Source organism: Clostridium frigoris, assembly GCF_018861865.1.
Classification (GTDB): Bacteria; Bacillota; Clostridia; order Clostridiales; family Clostridiaceae; genus Clostridium_AD; species Clostridium_AD frigoris.
Genome location: NZ_JAHLDV010000030.1, coordinates 27,652 through 45,868 on the forward strand (window position 1 = coordinate 27,652; position 18,217 = coordinate 45,868).

The window sequence follows — 18,217 nt, forward strand, 5'->3', positions numbered from 1 at the left end:
ATTTAAAAAAGTATATATTACGCGTAATATATACTTTTTTTGCTCACTTTAAAATAACCTTATACTCTTTAAGCCAAGTGTTTACTTGAATTAAATATGCTATAAGTTGAGGTCCTGTCATAAGTTGTCCATACCAAGGATTCTTATATGCATTACCACCTGAATCAACTATTTCCTTAACATGTTTTTGGTCTATTAGCTGTAATAGCGGTGAAGATTTATCTCTTAGTATATTATTCATTAATTTTTGAACAGCCAAAGTATAACCTGGGTTATGAGTCTTTGGATATGGACTCTTTTTTCTCCAAAGCACGTCATCTGGAAGAAGTCCTGTAAGTGCTTCGCGTAAAACCCCTTTTTCACGTCCTTTATAATACTTCATATCCATAGGGATATTATATGCATATTCTACAAGTCGTTGGTCCGCAAAAGGAACTCTTACTTCAAGGCCGCTTGCCATACTCATTCTATCTTTTCTTGTAAGAAGTGTTATCATGAACCACTTTATATTTAAATAAAATAACTCTCTCATTCTATGCTCTCTTTGGCTTTCACCAGGAACACCTGGAACTTGCCTTAAACTTTCGTTATATTTATCTTGAACATACTCTTCTATTGGAAGATTTTGAAGATCAGGGGATAGTATACTTTTTCTATCACTTACGAATTTTGACCATGGGAATGTAGTTGCATTTATATCCTCTTCACGTCTAAACCAAGGATAACCACCAAAGAGTTCATCAGCACATTCACCTGAAAGCGCAACTGTAGAATTTTTTCTTACCTCTTTGCAAAAAAGATATAATGAGGAGTCTACGTCAGCCATACCGGGTAAATCTGTAGCAATAACAGCCTCTTTAAGATATGATGCTAGCTCAGGTGTATCAATTAATATATCATGATGATTAGAGCCAATATAGTCTACCATCTTATAAATCCAGTCTGCATCTGTATTTGGTTGAAATTCTGTAGGTTTAAAAAACTTTCTATTATCAACATAATCTACAGAATAAGTGTTTAAGTTGGGCATATTATTTTTTTTAAAGTAGGTGGAAGCAACAGCTGAAATTATACTTGAATCAAGTCCACCAGATAAGAAGGTACATACTGGGACATCTGCCACTAGTTGTCTTTCTATTGAATCTACAAGTAATGAACGTACATGCTCTGCAGTTGTGGATAAATTCTCATCATGGGTTTTAGCGGTAAGTTTCCAATACTGCGTAATTTTAATACCATCTTTATTATAAATTAAGCTATGAGATGGAGGTAATTCTTTTATATTTTGAAATATACCACTACCAAGAGGTCTTGCAGGCCCAAAGCCAAAGAGTTCAGTAAGACCTTGTTTATCAAGAATTGGTTCTACCAATGGATGAGCTAAAAGAGTCTTTATCTCCGAACCAAAAATCAATGAATTATCTTTAATTGTATAAAATAGAGGCTTAACCCCTAAAGGATCTCTTGCTAAAAATAATGTTTCATTTGTCTCATTCCAAACTCCGAAAGCATAAATGCCGTTTATATGTTTAACACATTCGGCTCCCCAGAAAATAAAGGCTACTAGAAGCACCTCAGTATCAGAATATGAGGTAAAACTAAATCCATTATCTTTTAGTATTTTCCGTACATCTTCTGTATTATAAAGTTCACCATTATACACGATAGTATAAGTGTCATTGCCTATTTTTTTTGTCATAGGTTGTGTTCCACCTTCTGGGTCAACGACCACAAGGCGTCTATGACCTAAAAGTGCATGTTTTGAAAAATGAAAACCGCTGGCATCAGGTCCTCTTTGTTTCAATGTATCGGTCATTTTAAAAAGAATTCTATTATCATTTTCAATATTAGCGTATAGATTAATCCATCCTGCAATACCGCACATTTTATCATCTCCTAAATTTAAATAACATTGTCATATATATGGTATGTAATTTAGTTTGAATGGTGTATATAATAAATGGATCTACAAATTTATAATTGATACTTGTACTTATAAACATACTGTGTTAAACTAGTAAATAATTAAATAATAAACTACCTAGGGTAGAGGTGCTGTGTCTATTAGTACTTATTCGGAGCGTGCATGTGAGGAGGAATAAGAAAAGGAGCTATGGCCGAAGAAAATATATTTGGTAAAATTATTTTCTGGTTTTACACATAATATGTGTAGGGTTGTCACTGATTTATTAGTGGAGAGCTACAAGGTACACGAAGTTTGTGTAAAAATATATATTTTATGCAGCAAGGGTGTTCCTTTGCTGTATTATTTTTTTTTGGAGACGTACGTTAACAGTACGAAAAAAAATTTAATAATAGTTACATATTAAGGAATACATAAAAGCTGTAAATTCTATTAGGAGTGATTTAATAATGGCAGTAATTGTTCAAAAATATGGAGGTTCATCTGTAGGTACAACAGAGAAAATTAAGGGGATTGCACAAAGCATAATAAAAAGAAAAAATAAAGACACGGATTTAGTAATAGTAGTATCGGCTATGGGAGACACTACAGATGATCTATTATCATTATCAAAAGGGATAGGAGAAGACCCAGATAAAAGGGAATTAGATGCATTAATCTCAACTGGAGAAATAATTTCAAGTGCATTACTTGCTATGGCAATTAAAGGACTTGGATATGATGCAATAAGTTATACCGCATACCAAATTGGAATTAAGACTAGTGGACAATATGGTAAGGCGTTAATTGAGGACATACATGGTAATAAAATTAAAAAAAGTTTAAAAGAGGGTAAAATTGTAATAGTTGCTGGCTTCCAAGGAATAAATGGAGAAGGTGACATTACTACACTTGGTAGAGGTGGCTCTGATACCACAGCGGTTGCACTTGCTGTAAAGCTTAATGGAAGATGTGAAATATATACTGATGTTTCTGGTATATATAGTGTAGATCCTAGAGCTTATAGTCAGGCAAAAAAACTAGATGAAATAGAATATGAAGAGATGCTTGAACTTGCAAGTTTGGGAGCTCAGATAATGCATTCAAGATCAATAGAGCTTGCTCAAAAATATGGCATACCTATATATGTAGGATTAAGCGACAGTGATATTAAAGGAACTGTAATTAAGGAGGTAAAAAACGTGAATATGGAAAGTAAACCAGTAACAGGTATTGCGACAAGTGATGATGATGTGGCAGTAACACTTAAGAATATACCTAAAGATGTAAATATATTGTCTACTATATTTGAAGCTATAGGAAGTAAAAGGGTTAATATAGATATGATAAGTCAATCATCACCAGTAGATGGAATGGTGAGTGTGTCATTTACAATTCCTAAAGAAAGCTTAAAGGATAGTTTAAAAATTATAGAAAAATTAACAGTTGATAATAAAATTATAGTTGATGAAGATATAACTAAATTTTCTATGGTGGGGCTGGGGATGAAGACAACCTCTGGAGTAGCTGCTAGAATGTTTAGGGTCTTTAGTAAAAACGATATTGAGATTAAAATGATTACTACATCAGAAATAAGAATTACTTGTGCAATTAAAACTAGCGATAAACTAAAGGCTATAAAGGTTGTTGCAAAAGAATTTAACCTATAAATAATATATTGATAAAAGGAGAGGTTTATGTGAGATTTTTCGGTAACATAAAAAATGATAATAATATGCTAAGTATTGCTGGGGTCAGTGCAAAGGTCTTAGCTCAGGAATATGGTACACCTTTATACATAATGGATGAACAGCTTATACGAGATAATTGTAGAAGATTCTATAGATCATTAAAGGCTAAGAGTGAACATAATAAGGTAGCTTACGCTGGAAAAGCATTTTTAACTATTGCAATGTGTGAAATTATAAAAAGTGAAGGCTTATATTTAGATGTGGTTTCAGGTGGCGAATTATATACTGCTTATAAGGCTGAATTTCCACTTGAAAATGTATTTTTTCATGGCAATAATAAAACAATTGATGAGATTAAAATGGCAATAGAACTTGGCGTAGGAACTTTTGTTGTAGATAACCTTCATGAAATGAAAATTATTAATGAAAATGCAAAGGAAAAAGGTGTTATACAACGGGTTATTCTTAGAGTAACACCTGGTATTGAAGCTCACACCCATGACTATATAAAAACTGGACAGATTGACTCGAAATTTGGATTTACTATATTAAATAACGAGCTTGAGGAAGTTATAAGGACTGCTTTAGGTTTATCAAATATAAAGCTAGCAGGACTTCATTGTCATATAGGGTCTCAAATTTTTGAGTTGGAACCTTATAGAGAAGCAACAAATATAATGACAACTTTAATTAAACATATAAAAGAAAAGTTTAATTATGATATAGAAGAATTAGATTTAGGTGGAGGATTTGGCGTTTATTATGATGAAGGTGATGAACCTAAGGAAATAGAAGAGTTTTGCTCAGTAATACTTGAGGCAACTGGAGCTCAGTGCAAAAAATATGGAATAAAACTTCCTATTATTGTTATTGAGCCCGGTAGGTCTATTGTAGCTAATGCAGGTATTACGTTATATACTGTTGGAGCTATAAAGGATATACCTGAGGTTAGAAAATATGTGGCAGTTGATGGTGGAATGACAGATAATATAAGACCAGCATTATATAATGCACAATATCAATGTCTACTTGCTAATAGAATAAGTGATCCATGTACTGAAGTAGTTACAATAGCAGGCAAGTGTTGTGAAAGTGGGGATATACTCCTTGAGGGAGTTAAGCTACCAAAGATAAATAGTGGAGATCTTATGGCTGTGTTATCAACTGGTGCTTATGGTTATTCAATGAGTAGTAATTATAATAAAATACCTAGGGCTCCAGTAGTTTTAGTTAATGAGGGTATTCACAAAATAATATGTAAAAGACAAACATACAAAGACATGATTAGTAACGAAGTATGTTTATAGATAACAAAGTATCAAATTATCCAGCGTATCTTGTAATATATAATCTTTGAGTTCAGGATATTTTAATAAAGATGTTGATAGTATGAAAAAATCAAGGAAATCCATTTTGGGTTTCCTTGATTTTTATTTCAGTAATTCATATATTTATTTTCTTTTCCTAATAAAGTTATTTTTAATTCTAAGAACCAAATCGCATATAAAGGTTCCAAGTAATGAAATGAATGTGTATATAAAACAGTAAATTAAAAAACTTGAATTAAATATAGTAAAGGTTGATATTAAACAGCATACAAAGGTAATAAATAAAATAACTAACCTCTTTTTAAATATAAATTGCATCGCTATAGATATTGCAAATATTAATAGGGGTAAAGTAAATAGGACCAAACCCATTGGGTCAACATTATTTAAATTAAGCATTTTGTAAAATACCCCCTTTAATTTTTTATGCAATAACTATACACCTATATAATCTCTATCAATTGTCATAACAGCATTATAATAAGGATAAGATTTTTTTAGTGCTTTATTAATGTCATCTTCGAGTTTAAGTTCATCACTTTGTGAAAATTTAGGATTGAAATCAATTACGACATCAAAGATTAAATTTTTATGATCGCCTTCGCCTACAATTCTAAAGTCATGAATTGATTTTATTATAGAAAAAAATTTTAATATACTTAAAAGTTCTAAGCGAGTTGAGTTAACTTCTTTATCAGTTGTATTTATAGGGTCCATGTGGATAACTAAATATAGGCTAAATTCATCAGAAATATCTTTTTCAGCTTTGTCTATAATTTCATGGATCTTAACTATAGATATATCACAAGGTACTTCAGCATGAATAGATCCCATACATCTGCCGGGACCATAGTTATGGATAACTAAATCATGGCAACCTGTAATATGATCAAAGGATAGTAATTTTGATTGAATTCCTTTTACCAGTTCCATATCAGGAGCTTCACCAAGAAGTGGGTTCATAGTTTTTCTTATAAGTGAGTATCCAGCATATATTATTATAAGGGATACCAGTATACCTATGTACCCATCTAATGGAAAATCAATCCAAATAGATAAAAGTAGTGATAGTGCGACGCAACTTGAACTTACTACATCACTTAATGCATCAGTTGAAGATGCTTCTAGGGCTGAGGAGTTTATGGCTTTACCCATAACCTTATTAAACTTACTAATCCAAATTTTAACACCTATTGAAACTAATATCAATAAAAAGGGTATAAGAGTAAAGATTACCTTTGATGGATGGATTATTTTATCAAAGGAGGTTTTAATAAATTCAAAACCTACTAAAATTACTATAAAGGAGACTATAAGACCAGAAATATATTCAAGTCTTCCGTGACCAAAAGGATGCTCTTTGTCTGCTGGTTTACTAGCTAGTTTAAAACCTAGAATTGTAATAACTGATGAAGCAACATCTGATAAGTTATTAAAGGCATCCGCTGTAATTGCTATACTATTTGATATTATTCCTATAATTAGTTTTGTAGCAAAAAGAATTAAATTTAATATAATTCCAACTAATCCACCTAGGTAACCATAAGCATCTCTTACTTTTTTATTAGCAGTATCATGATAATTTTTTACGAATTTTGATATTAAATAATTTGATAACATATTTACACCTCTGATTATATAGTATAATTTAAAAAATTGAATTTAAACATATTTCTTATAATTAATTATAGCATTTATTTAGTTTTTATAGAAATATTATGAAAGAAATTTGTTATACTAATAAAGGAGATAAGCAAAGTGCTTATATACATAATATTCATTGGAGGAATATAATATATGAATAAAGAATTAGAATTTGCCCAAAATCTTATTGATTATATTTATGATAGTCCAACAGCATATCATGCTGTTGCAAGAGCTAAAGAAGATTTATCTAAGGCAGGCTTTATAGAGATTAAAGAAGAAGAAAAGTGGGAGCTTAAAAAAGGTGGAAAGTATTTTGTGACTAAAAATGATTCTGCACTAACTGCGTTTGTAGTTGGAAAGGGAGAAATTGAGGAAAGTGGCTTTAAAATTATTGGAGCACACACAGATTCACCAAGCTTTAGAATAAAACCAAGCCCGGAAATGGTAGTAGATAATATATATGTGAAATTAAACACAGAAGTTTATGGTGGACCTATATTAAATACATGGATGGATAGGCCACTTGCAGTAGCAGGGAGGGTAACTTTAAGAAGTAAGGATATTTTGCACCCGAAAACGAAACTTGTAAATATTAGAAGACCAATTATGATAATTCCTAATTTAGCTATTCATATGAATAGGAATATTAATACTGGTATTGAACTAAATAAGCAAAAGGATCTATTGCCATTACTCTCAATGGTTAATGAAAATCTAGAAAAAAATAATTATCTTATTAGTGCCATTGCAAAAGAATTATCAGTAGATCTTAAACAAATTATTGATTTTGATTTGTTCCTTTATGAATATGAAAAAGGATCAATTATCGGGCTTAATAATGAATTTATATCAAGCTCAAGGTTGGATGATTTAGCTATGGTACATGCTGGGATAAGTGCGATATCTAGGGGGTCAGCTGTCCAGGCGACAAATGTAATTGTTTGTTTTGATAACGAAGAGGTGGGAAGCTCAACAAAGCAGGGTGCTGACTCAAATATGCTAGTTGATATTTTAGAACGTATCACAATTTCTCTGGGTAAAAATCGTGAAGACTTTTTTAGAGCTATATCTAAATCATTTGTAATATCTGCAGATAATGCACATGCTGTTCATCCTAATAGTCCAGAAAAAAATGACCCAACAAACAAACCGTATATAAATAAAGGTCCGGTTATAAAAATTAGTGCGAGTCAAAGTTATACAACTGATAGTGATTCAGATGCAGTTTATGAATTGATTTGCGAAAAGGCGGGCGTGCCGATTCAAAAATTTGTTAATCGTTCTGATGCTAGAGGGGGTTCAACTATAGGGCCAATATCTTCAACACATTTAAATATACGCTCAGTAGATATGGGAAGTCCAACTTTGGCTATGCATTCAATAAGAGAATTAGGTGGGGTAATAGATCATTTTTATGTAACAAAATCTTTTGAAGAATTTTATAAAATATAAGATTAAGTGAATAACACACACCAATATAAAAAACTCACAATATTTAATTGCGAGTTTTTTATTATTTTTACTAATAATTGAACACTTAGTTGGGGATAATAATTTCAACTAGTTCTAAAACTTTACAATATTATTAATAAAAAGTATTAAAGGGGTGTTTATAATGCCATATGTTATATTAGGGGCAATAGTTACAATAAGTATTTTAATTTATATAGTTGTAAGAAAAAATTTAAATCATTACGAAGAAGAAAACCTACTAAAAGATATACCAACCATAAATGTTAATAGAGAAGAGTTAGAAAAACATGCATTTGAAATAGCAAGGCATTACTCTGACGTAAAAAATACTAATTGTAAAAAAAAGCTTATTAGTAATTTAGATGGAAGTTACGCAAAAATTTTACAAGGGTACGAGAAGATAGACAAAGAAGGTAAAAATAAAAAAGAGGTGTTACCTGCTGCAGAATGGCTTTTGGATAATCTTTATTTAGTAGAAAAAGAATACAAAAGTATAAAATATAATATGCCACAAACATATTATAAAGATTTACCAGTAATTTACAAGGGAGTTATGAAAGGATATCCAAGAGTGTACCATATTGCAATCGAAATAGTATCTCACACTGATGGTAGAATGGATGAACATGTAATTGAAGACTTTATTCGCGCATACCAAAAGAATGCTCAACTGACGTCTGGCGAACTTTGGGCTATACCTATAATGCTCCGGATAGCTTTAATCCAGAATATTAGTAAGATAACTGAAAAAATCGTTAAAGCAGAAGAGGATAAAAAAGAGGCAGAAGTAGTCGCAGAGAGGTTAATTAATGCTTTTAACGAAGATAAAATTATTTTAGAATTATCACTTTTAAATAGGCAAAAGACTGTATTCACTTCGCACTTTACAGAAAGATTACTCAAGCTGTTAAGGGACAATGGCATTGATTCCAAGGAGGTTTATGATTTTATAAATGAAAGACTTGGAGAGAAAGACACAAGTTCAGAAAAAATCATAGTATTAGAGCATCAAATAGAGGCTAATTTTGAAATTTCTATGGCAAACTCTATTAATAGTATAAGAGTTATTGAAGGCCTAAATTGGAAGAAATATTTTGAAAATTTAAGTCCCGTAGAGATTATTTTAAGAGAGGATCCTGCACATATTTATAAAGAAATGGATTTTAAGTCAAGAGATAAATATAGACATGAAATAGAAAAATTATCTAAACATACAAAACTTGCAGAATCTTATATAGCAAAAAAAGCAATTGAATGTTGCTATGATAGTGAAATGCCAGAAAATAATACTTATAAAAAACACGTAGGTTACTATCTAATAGATGATGGAATAGGTGATTTAAAGAAAAAAATAGCATATAAAAATACTGGTATAGAAAAATTTATAAACATCAAAAATAAAAATATAGATAATGTTTATATAAGTACTATTTGTGTAGTTACTTTATTAATAGCGGGTTTAATTATTGCAAGTAGCTTATTAAATGATAATGACAAAGATTTATGGAGATATATATTGGCTGTATTTGTTATATTGGTACCATGTAGTGAAATAACAATATCAATTTTAAACTGGAGCATAAGCCTGCTATGTACAACGTCATTCATTCCCAAAATGGACTTTGAAGAGGGAATACCAGAAAAATATAGTACGGTAGTAGTGATTCCAACGTTATTAAATAATACTTCTAGAGTAGTTGAATTGATAAAGGACTTAGAAATATACTATTTAGCAAATTCACAAAGTAATTTATTTTTTGCATTGCTTGGCGACTTTAAAGATAGTGATACTGAGGATGAAGCATCAGATAAGGCGATAGTTGATGCTGGTTTTTTTGAAATAGAAAAATTGAATAAAAAGTATTGTACTCCAGATAAAAAGATATTTTTCTTTTTTAATAGAAGGAGACAATACAATGAAAAAGAGAATAAATGGATAGGATTTGAGAGAAAACGTGGAAAACTTATGGAGTTTAATGAATTCTTAAGAGGTAAGCAGAATACTAGTTACAATGTAATAAGCAGTAAAGCAGAGGATCTCAGAATGGTTAAATACGTTATTACTTTAGATGCAGATACAAAACTTCCAAGAGATTCTGCGAAAAAATTAATAGGTGCCATGGCGCATCCACTTAATAATGCTGTTATAGACAATGATAAAAAGAGAGTAAGTAGGGGATATGGTCTAATGCAACCAAGAATAGGGGTTTCTATTCTTAGCGCAAACAAAACCATATTTTCAAAGATTTTTTCTGGTGAAACAGGTATAGATATTTATACTACTGCGGTGTCTGATGTGTATCAAGATTTATTTGGTGAAGGTATTTTTACTGGTAAAGGTATTTACAATGTAGATGTCTTTAACTATATGTTAAAGGATGAAATACCTGAAAATACTGTATTAAGCCATGATTTGTTAGAAGGTTCATATGTTAGGACCGCATTAGTTACTGATGTGGAATTCATAGATGGATATCCATCTTATTATAACGCTAGTTCTAAGAGGTTACACAGGTGGACTAGAGGGGATTGGCAATTATTACGCTGGCTTAAAAAGTCCTCACCATTAAGCAAAATATCTAAATGGAAGATATTTGACAATTTAAGGAGAAGTTTACTTGCACCGTCCGTTATAATTTTGCTTATACTTGCTTTAGGTGGGGTATTGCCAGATAGTACGGATAAGTGGGTTATTGCAGCTTTTGTAGCTATTTTAGCACCTATACTTTTTGACGTAAGCGAAGCTGTAGTTTCTCCAGTTTTGGGGGTGAGTTTATCTGGAAAAATCGAAAATAGCAAGATGGCTATTGAGCAGGTATTTTTGATTTTTTGTTTTATACCTTATCAAGCATATATGATGGTTGATGCTATAATTAGAACCTTATACAGAGTGCTAGTAAGTAAAAAAAACTTATTAGAGTGGCAGTCAGCAGCTGATGTTGAGGTGAAAGTTGGGAAGAAACTTAAAGATTATATTGAGGCTATGTGGGCTTCAAGTGCAATTTCAGTTTTAATTTTAATTGTATCATTTAATGCAAGCATCAGTATTGGACTTCTTAGCATACCTTCTTGTGTGATTTGGATCTTAAGTCCTGTAATTGCATATGTTATAAGTCGTGATAGTGAGTCTGAATCTTTTGAAATTTCCATTGAAGAAAAGAATTACTTAAGAAAACTTAGTAGAAAAACTTGGGCGTATTTTGAGGATTTTGTAAATGATGAAAGCAATTGGCTTGGGCCAGATAATTACCAAGAAGATCCACCAAATGGAGTAGCGCATAGAACTTCACCAACCAACATGGGGATGGAATTAACCTCAAATTTAGTTGCATATGATTTAGGGTATGTTGGAATTATTAAGGTAACAAGCAGAATAGATAAAATTATGACTTCAATGGAAGGTATGGATATGTACAGAGGTCACTTTTATAATTGGTATGATACTAAAACTAAGGCGCCACTTTTCCCTAGATATGTGTCTACTGTGGATAGTGGTAATTTAGTTGGGTACCTTTGGGTGGTTGAAGAGGCGTTAGATGAATATTTGAGGGATTCAGTATTTAAGCCTGCTCAAGTTAAGGGATTGGAAGACACTATGAGGCTTGCATCTCAAGAGGTAGGAGTATCCAAAGATGTTAAGAATTTATATCAGGGCATATTAAATAAAATAGCTAGTGATACAATAGACTTTAATTGTTGGAAAACTATACTTAGGGATTTATCAAATAAGCTTGTAGAAGTTGGGAAAAATGAATATTGCATGGAATCATATTGGAATAAAAAACTAAAAGATGATGTAGGTGGGTATTTAGAGGAAATAAGTGAACTATTTCCTTGGTTTGATTATGCCTTTGAAAAAGATTCTGATTTAGAACTTACTAAGTCTATGAGGGATTTACTTGAGGGAGCAACAATAATTAGTATCCCAGAAAAAATAAATAATATATTAAATATTCTAGATGACAAATTGAAAAATGATAAATCGTTGTGGGCATTAAAAGATTTGTTACAACAAACAAAAGAAAAAACTCAATTTGTTATTAGCAAAATAGAGGGCTTAAAGGAAAGACTAAATTCTATGGCGGATGCTACTGATTTTAAGATGTTATATGATGAGGAGAGGGAATTGTTTAGAATTGGATATGATGTGGAGAATGATAATCTAGGTAAGAGTTATTATGATCTTCTCGCTTCTGAGTCAAGGCAAGCCAGCTTCGTTGCTATTGCAAAGGGAGATGTTCCTAAAAAACATTGGTTTAAACTTGGAAGAGCTATGAGTACCATGGGGAAAAGCAAGGGCTTAGTTTCCTGGAGCGGAACAATGTTTGAGTACATGATGCCATTACTTATAATGAAAAATTATCCAGGCACGATGCTAGATGAAACTTATAATGCTGTAATCGGTGCACAAAAGGAATATTGCAGTGAAAGAGGGGTACCTTTTGGTATATCTGAATCTGCATTTTATAAATTTGATATAAATTCAAATTATCAATATAAAGCTTTTGGAGTAGCTGGAGTAGGATTAAAGTCGGGACTTGAAAATGAATTGGTTATTTCACCATATTCAACTGTTATGGCACTCCAAATTGATTTTAGAGGAGCTTATGATAATCTTAAAAGACTTACGAATGAAGGCCTTGAGGGGAATTATGGATTTTATGAAGCTATAGATTATACTAAAAATAGAATGTCTAAAGATGATCCTAAGGCTATAATCAAGTGTTTTATGATTCATCATGAAGGTATGAGTTTGATGGCTTTAGATAATGTATTATTAAATAATATTCTCCAAAAAAGATTTCATGCATTACCAAGAGTGAAAGCTACAGAGTTATTACTTCAAGAGAAAGTTTCTAAGAGAGTAGTATATGATAGGGAACGTAAATTTAAGGTAGTAGATACTTCTGTAGGAAAGCAAAAGATTATAGTAAGAAAATATACTACAGCAAAAACGGAAACTCCGGAAACACATTTAATTTCAAATGGAAATTATTCGTTAATGATTTCTAATAGTGGATCAGGGTATGCTTTGCGTGATAAAACTATGATTTACAGATGGAAGGAAGATGTTACAAAAGATAATACAGGTATGTTTGTTTATATCAAAGATTTTGATGAAAATGAATTCTTTAGTGCGGCTTATGAGCCTTGTAAAAAGGCAAGTGATAGCTATGAAGTAACATTCGCATTAGACAAGGCTGAGTTTGCAAGAAGTGATAAAAATATTGCCACCCGTATGGAAATTACTGTGGCTACAGAGGATGATTCAGAGGTAAGAAGATTATCAATTACCAACAAAAGTACCAAAAGTAAAATTTTAGAGATAACAAGTTATTTTGAGGTAACTCTAGCTCATTACGATGCAGATATAGTACATCCAGCATTCGGAAATTTGTTTGTTAAAACTGAGTATGTTGATAATCCTAGTTGTATTATTGCAACGAGAAGACCGAGGTCTAAGGGTGAGAAACAGCCATGGCTTATGCAAACCGTCGCAACTCAGGGAAATGTTATTGGAATCATTCAATATGAGACTAGCAGAGCAAATTTCATAGGCCGTGGGGAGAATACAATAGAGCCTATAGCAATGAGGGTAGATTCAGTATTATCTAATACTGTTGGAGCGGTGCTTGACCCTATAGTAAGTATAAGAAGAAAAGTTAAAATTAAACCTGGTGAAACCTGTATTATAGCATTCACTACGTCAATAGCTAATACAAAGGAAGAAGTAATAAGCTTAGCTAAAAAATATAGTGAATTTCATAATATAAATAGGGTATTTGAACTAGCTTGGAGTCAAACTCAGGTAGATATGAAATACTTAGGTATAAAATCTACTCAGGCAAATTTATATCAAGTTATAGCTTCCAAAATTTTATTTTTAAATTCTACATTTAGACAAAGAGAGAAGTATATAAAAAATGTAAAAAAAGGACAATTCACTCTTTGGGGATATGGTATTTCAGGAGATTTACCTATAATTCTTCTAATAGTTCGCGCGAGCAAAGATAAAGATTTAGTTCGCCAACTTATAGATGCTCATGAATACTTAAGCCTTAAAGGATTAAAAGTAGATTTAGTGATAATAAACCTTCAAACGACCTCATATGATCAGCCGCTACAAGCTGATATTAAGGATTTAGTAGGTGGAAGTCACTTAAGAGAAAAGGAAAACAAACCCGGTGGACTATTTATACTTAATAAGGCTAATATTATAGACGAAGATATAGAGCTATTAATAGCTATAGCTAGGTTGGTTATAGATTCATGTAAGGGAATGTTAGTATCTCAAATTCAAAATAATAATAAGAGATTAGAGAAGGTACCATTACTTCAAACTTTGAAAAATGAATTCACGGTTAAGGATCATAAGTTTAATATGAAGCCATTAGAGCATTTTAATGGACTCGGAGGCTTTGATGTAGAAGGTGAAAATTATACCATTCTACTTAAAGACTTTAATAATACCCCAGCACCATGGATAAATGTAATTTCAAACGGTAATTTTGGGTTTCATATATCAGAATCTGGATCAGCTTATACTTGGAATAGTAATAGTCGGGAAAATAAAATTACTACTTGGTCCAATGATTGGGTAAGTGATGAATGCTCAGAAGCTATATATTTGAGAGATGACAACGATGGAAATATATGGAGTATTACACCTAAACCTATAAGGGATGGTGGAGAATACTTAATAGAACATGGTTTTGGGTATTCGAACTTCAAACATGAGGTCTTTGGAATTATGGGTGAAGTAACAATGTTTGTTCCCATGGAGCATAATGTTAAGTTATGCAAGATAAAACTAAAGAATAATAGTGATATAGCTAGAGATATAAGTATAACTTATTATGCCGAACTTGTTATGGGCGTAGTAGCTCAGCATACTGCTCAGCATATAGTTACTTATATTAATGAAGAAGAAGAATATATGTATGCAACAAATTGTTATAATCAGCATTTCGGTAAATTAAAGTCTTATTTAAAGCTATTTGGAGGTGCTGAGCAAAGCTTTACTGGGGACAGAAGTGAGTTTTTAGGAAGAGGTGGAAGTGCTCAAAATCCAGAGGTTCTAAAAAGAATAAGACTTTCGAACAATGTTGGAGCGGGCCTAGACCCATGCCTCGCAGTTACTTCGAAAATTCATTTAGAGCCTAATATGGAAATAGAATTAATAGCAATGCTAGGTGAAAATGAGAATTTAGATAATATTTCAAAAGTCGCAAAGGAATTTGAAGATTTTAAAAAAGTGGATACTGAACTAGAAAATGTTAAAAAATATTGGAACAGGATACTTCATACAATTCAGGTTAAGACACCAGATAAGAGCATGGATTTAATGCTTAATGGATGGTTAATGTACCAAACTATAGTATGTAGATTATGGGCAAGAACTGCTTTTTATCAATCTGGTGGAGCATATGGATTTAGAGATCAACTCCAGGATGTTATGTCACTAAGCATGATTGAACCAAGCATGACAAGAAAACAAATTTTGTATAGTGCTTCAAGGCAATTTGTTGAAGGAGATGTACAACATTGGTGGCACCCGGTTGTAGATAGTGGAATAAGAACAAGATTTTCCGATGATTTATTATGGTTGCCTTATGTCACTATGGATTATATAAAAAATACAGGTGATTTTGATATTCTTAATGAACAAGCGGAATATTTAATGGATACACCACTTGCAGAAGGCGAAGATGAAAGATATAACATTTCAGGAAGGGCAGATTTTACAGGTAGTATATATGAACATTGTATAAAAGCTATAGAAAAAGCCCTTAAATTTGGACCTCACAATATCCCTCTTATGGGAAGTGGAGATTGGAACGATGGAATGAGTACTGTGGGTAATAAGGGAAAAGGTGAAAGTGTGTGGCTAGGTTGGTTCTTATATGATATATTAGAAGATTTTTCAAAGGCTTGCACATATGAAAATGATGATGAAAAACTTAAGAAATACAAAGATATGCAAGAGTATATAAGAACAAATCTAGAAGAAAATGCATGGGATGGCAATTGGTATAGAAGAGCATATTTTGATGATGGAACGCCACTTGGTTCATCGCAAAATGAAGAATGCAAGATAGATTCTTTATCTCAGTCCTGGGCAGTAATATCTGGTGCCGCAGATAAAGAAAGAGCGACAGAAGCTATGAAGTCATTAGAACGTTATTTAATAAAAGAAGATAATGGAATGATACTACTATTGACTCCACCTTTTAGTAAATCTTCTTTGGAGCCCGGTTATATTAAAGGGTATGTTCCTGGAGTTAGAGAAAATGGTGGGCAATATACACATGCTGCGACTTGGGTAATCCTTGCTTTTGCTAAACTCTATAAGGCTGATACAGCAGTAAAACTTTATAACATGATAAATCCTATAAATCATACAAAAACTCTGCAAGAATGTGAGAGATTCAAAACAGAGCCATATGTAATGACTGCTGATGTATATGGAAAGGAACCTCATGTAGGAAGGGGAGGCTGGAGTTGGTATACTGGAACTTCAGGATGGATGTATAGAACCGGAATAGAAGCTATTTTAGGTCTTAAATTAAAGGAGGGAAAAGGATTTACTATTAAGCCTTGCGTTCCAGAGGAATGGCTAAATTATGAGATTATTTATAAAAAGGATAATTATGAATATGTAATTGAGGTTAAACGTATTGGAGACAAAGGAACATGGCTTGATGGTAAGTTATGTTGTGATGGGTTTGTTCCATTTATTGATGGGATCCATAAAGTTGAGGTTATAATTTAAAAAAACAGATGACTTCTAAAACGAAGTCATCTGTTTTAATATTTTATAGATTTAAAAAGTTAAAAGTTTTTATGAAGATGATAGTCTTTTTTATAAAAGAAATTAGTATTCTTCATCAAAAAGTTCTTCTCCACCATAGTAGGTATAATCAAATTCCACATTAGATATATTCATAGCAACTATCGGGTCAGTTACTGGGTCTGGAAGCATAGTAGAATCTGTTTCGGAATAAGACCTTATATCTGATGGTTCCTGATCATAAAAATCTCTTTGGTGTGGTGCATATTCTCTTATTTGATCTTTCATTTTCGTACCTCCCTTTATTTATATAGTAGGAATATATATTTATATTATATATTGATGTTATATAGTGTTCCACATATGAGAAAAAAAATGAAGGTAATATTAGGAACATTATTTATAAAATAACTGCATATAATAGATTTGATTAGGAGAAAATAAAATTGTATAAAAAAGAGGAAATTATAAAAGAATGTAGAATATATATAATGACTATCAATAAATAACCGTTATGAATAAACAAGCATAATTGGCAGTTGTTGATTTCTAAATTTAAAGGAGGAATAATAATGACTGAATTAAGACAAATTTATAAATGTGAAATATGTGGTAATATAGTTGAGGTAGTTCATAATGCTGGAGGTACTTTAGTCTGCTGTGGACAAAATATGATTCTTCAAGCAGAAAACACTACAGATGCAGCAGTTGAAAAACATGTTCCTGTATCTGAAAAAATAGAGGGTGGAATTAAAGTTAAGGTTGGAGCAGTAGAACATCCATCACTTGAAGAACATCATATTGAATTTATTGAAGTACACACAGAAAACAAGGTATATAGAAAATTTTTAAAACCAGGTGAAAAACCAGAAGCTGAATTTAAATTAGAAGAAGAAGTGTTATTCATACGAGAATATTGCAATTTACATGGTCTTTGGAAAGCATAAAATTGCATTCTATTGACAATTTAATAGAATAAGTATAATGTTATTTAAAGAGATTTAAAATATATTATAATGTTATAGTCGTTGATGAGAAGCAAGTAAATTTAAAAACAAATTTTTAGAGAGTCGTAGAGGGTGTGATTACGATAATTATGTTTAAATTGAATGGGTCTCTAAGATTCAGGATGAAGTATAGTAGTCCTTGACGTAAGCCTTACGTTATAGAGGTAGGATATCATTAGTGTATCTGTTTGAGTAGAAGCCTTAACATAGTTTCTAAGTATTAGGTGGTACCGTGTATATTCGCCCTATGGATTTATCCATAGGGCTTTTTGTACGTCCAGCATGTTAGCTGAGCCGATAGGCTGAAAGAAGCCTATGTCGCCTAACCAACGGGAAGACAACCTGAGAGCAAGGGATTTACTGGCAACGGTAGGGTC

9 protein-coding genes and 1 riboswitch are annotated in these 18,217 nt (G+C 31.9%); of the genes, 5 read left to right on the forward strand and 4 right to left on the reverse strand.

Translation table 11 applies throughout. The features are described 5' to 3' along the window. Nucleotides 1-43 precede the first annotated feature (43 nt). Nucleotides 44-1,885: an asparagine synthase (glutamine-hydrolyzing) gene (asnB, locus tag KPL37_RS12630; protein ID WP_216149903.1), complete on the reverse strand. Its 1,842-nt coding sequence runs from the start codon at nucleotides 1,883-1,885 to the stop codon at nucleotides 44-46. Between the two features lie 154 nt (nucleotides 1,886-2,039). Continuing rightward, a riboswitch (Lysine riboswitch) is annotated at nucleotides 2,040-2,211 on the forward strand. Between the two features lie 162 nt (nucleotides 2,212-2,373). On the opposite strand from asnB, the gene KPL37_RS12635 reads away from it, so the two are divergent. Next, nucleotides 2,374-3,573 carry an aspartate kinase gene (locus KPL37_RS12635; RefSeq protein WP_216149905.1) on the forward strand — a complete coding sequence of 400 codons (1,200 nt, stop codon included), beginning with the start codon at nucleotides 2,374-2,376 and terminating at the stop codon, nucleotides 3,571-3,573. A gap of 29 nt (nucleotides 3,574-3,602) precedes the next feature. Further along, on the forward strand, nucleotides 3,603-4,901 hold the full coding sequence (gene lysA, locus KPL37_RS12640; RefSeq protein WP_216149907.1) for a diaminopimelate decarboxylase: 1,299 nt from the start codon (nucleotides 3,603-3,605) through the stop codon (nucleotides 4,899-4,901). A gap of 144 nt (nucleotides 4,902-5,045) precedes the next feature. Here lysA and KPL37_RS20390 read toward each other — a convergent pair whose 3' ends face one another. Further along, nucleotides 5,046-5,321, reverse strand: coding sequence for a DUF2651 family protein (locus KPL37_RS20390; RefSeq protein ID WP_216149909.1), 276 nt, complete (start codon nucleotides 5,319-5,321; stop codon nucleotides 5,046-5,048). Nucleotides 5,322-5,357: 36 nt separating this feature from the next. Beyond that, a complete protein-coding gene (locus KPL37_RS12650; protein ID WP_216149911.1) occupies nucleotides 5,358-6,542 on the reverse strand; it encodes a cation diffusion facilitator family transporter in 1,185 nt (394 codons plus the stop codon). 177 nt (nucleotides 6,543-6,719) lie between these two features. On the opposite strand from KPL37_RS12650, the gene KPL37_RS12655 reads away from it, so the two are divergent. After that, nucleotides 6,720-8,021 (forward strand): M18 family aminopeptidase, encoded by a 1,302-nt coding sequence (locus KPL37_RS12655; RefSeq protein WP_216149913.1) that lies wholly within the window; start codon nucleotides 6,720-6,722, stop codon nucleotides 8,019-8,021. A gap of 163 nt (nucleotides 8,022-8,184) precedes the next feature. Then, entirely contained in the window at nucleotides 8,185-16,815 is an 8,631-nt protein-coding gene (locus tag KPL37_RS12660) for a glycoside hydrolase family 94 protein (RefSeq protein ID WP_216149915.1), read from the forward strand. A gap of 102 nt (nucleotides 16,816-16,917) precedes the next feature. Here the strand turns inward: KPL37_RS12660 and KPL37_RS12665 are convergent, their stop codons facing one another. Next, a complete protein-coding gene (locus tag KPL37_RS12665) occupies nucleotides 16,918-17,121 on the reverse strand; it encodes a hypothetical protein (protein ID WP_216149917.1) in 204 nt (67 codons plus the stop codon). A 284-nt stretch (nucleotides 17,122-17,405) separates the two neighbouring features. Here KPL37_RS12665 and KPL37_RS12670 point away from each other — a divergent pair, with 284 nt between their 5' ends. Next, the gene (locus KPL37_RS12670) at nucleotides 17,406-17,780 is read left to right on the forward strand and encodes a desulfoferrodoxin (protein ID WP_216149919.1); all 375 of its coding nucleotides are present in this window, start codon (nucleotides 17,406-17,408) and stop codon (nucleotides 17,778-17,780) included. The last annotated feature ends 437 nt before the right edge of the window (nucleotides 17,781-18,217 follow it).

Excerpts from the sequence above, each read along its gene's own strand:
- asnB (WP_216149903.1), bottom strand. The coding sequence starts at position 1,885 with ATGTGCGGTATTGCAGGATGGATTAATCTATACGCTAATATTGAAAAT.
- KPL37_RS12635 (WP_216149905.1), top strand. The coding sequence starts at position 2,374 with ATGGCAGTAATTGTTCAAAAATATGGAGGTTCATCTGTAGGTACAACA.
- KPL37_RS20390 (WP_216149909.1), bottom strand. The coding sequence starts at position 5,321 with ATGCTTAATTTAAATAATGTTGACCCAATGGGTTTGGTCCTATTTACT.
- KPL37_RS12650 (WP_216149911.1), bottom strand. The coding sequence starts at position 6,542 with ATGTTATCAAATTATTTAATATCAAAATTCGTAAAAAATTATCATGAT.
- KPL37_RS12655 (WP_216149913.1), top strand. The coding sequence starts at position 6,720 with ATGAATAAAGAATTAGAATTTGCCCAAAATCTTATTGATTATATTTAT.
- KPL37_RS12660 (WP_216149915.1), top strand. The coding sequence starts at position 8,185 with ATGCCATATGTTATATTAGGGGCAATAGTTACAATAAGTATTTTAATT.
- KPL37_RS12665 (WP_216149917.1), bottom strand. The coding sequence starts at position 17,121 with ATGAAAGATCAAATAAGAGAATATGCACCACACCAAAGAGATTTTTAT.
- KPL37_RS12670 (WP_216149919.1), top strand. The coding sequence starts at position 17,406 with ATGACTGAATTAAGACAAATTTATAAATGTGAAATATGTGGTAATATA.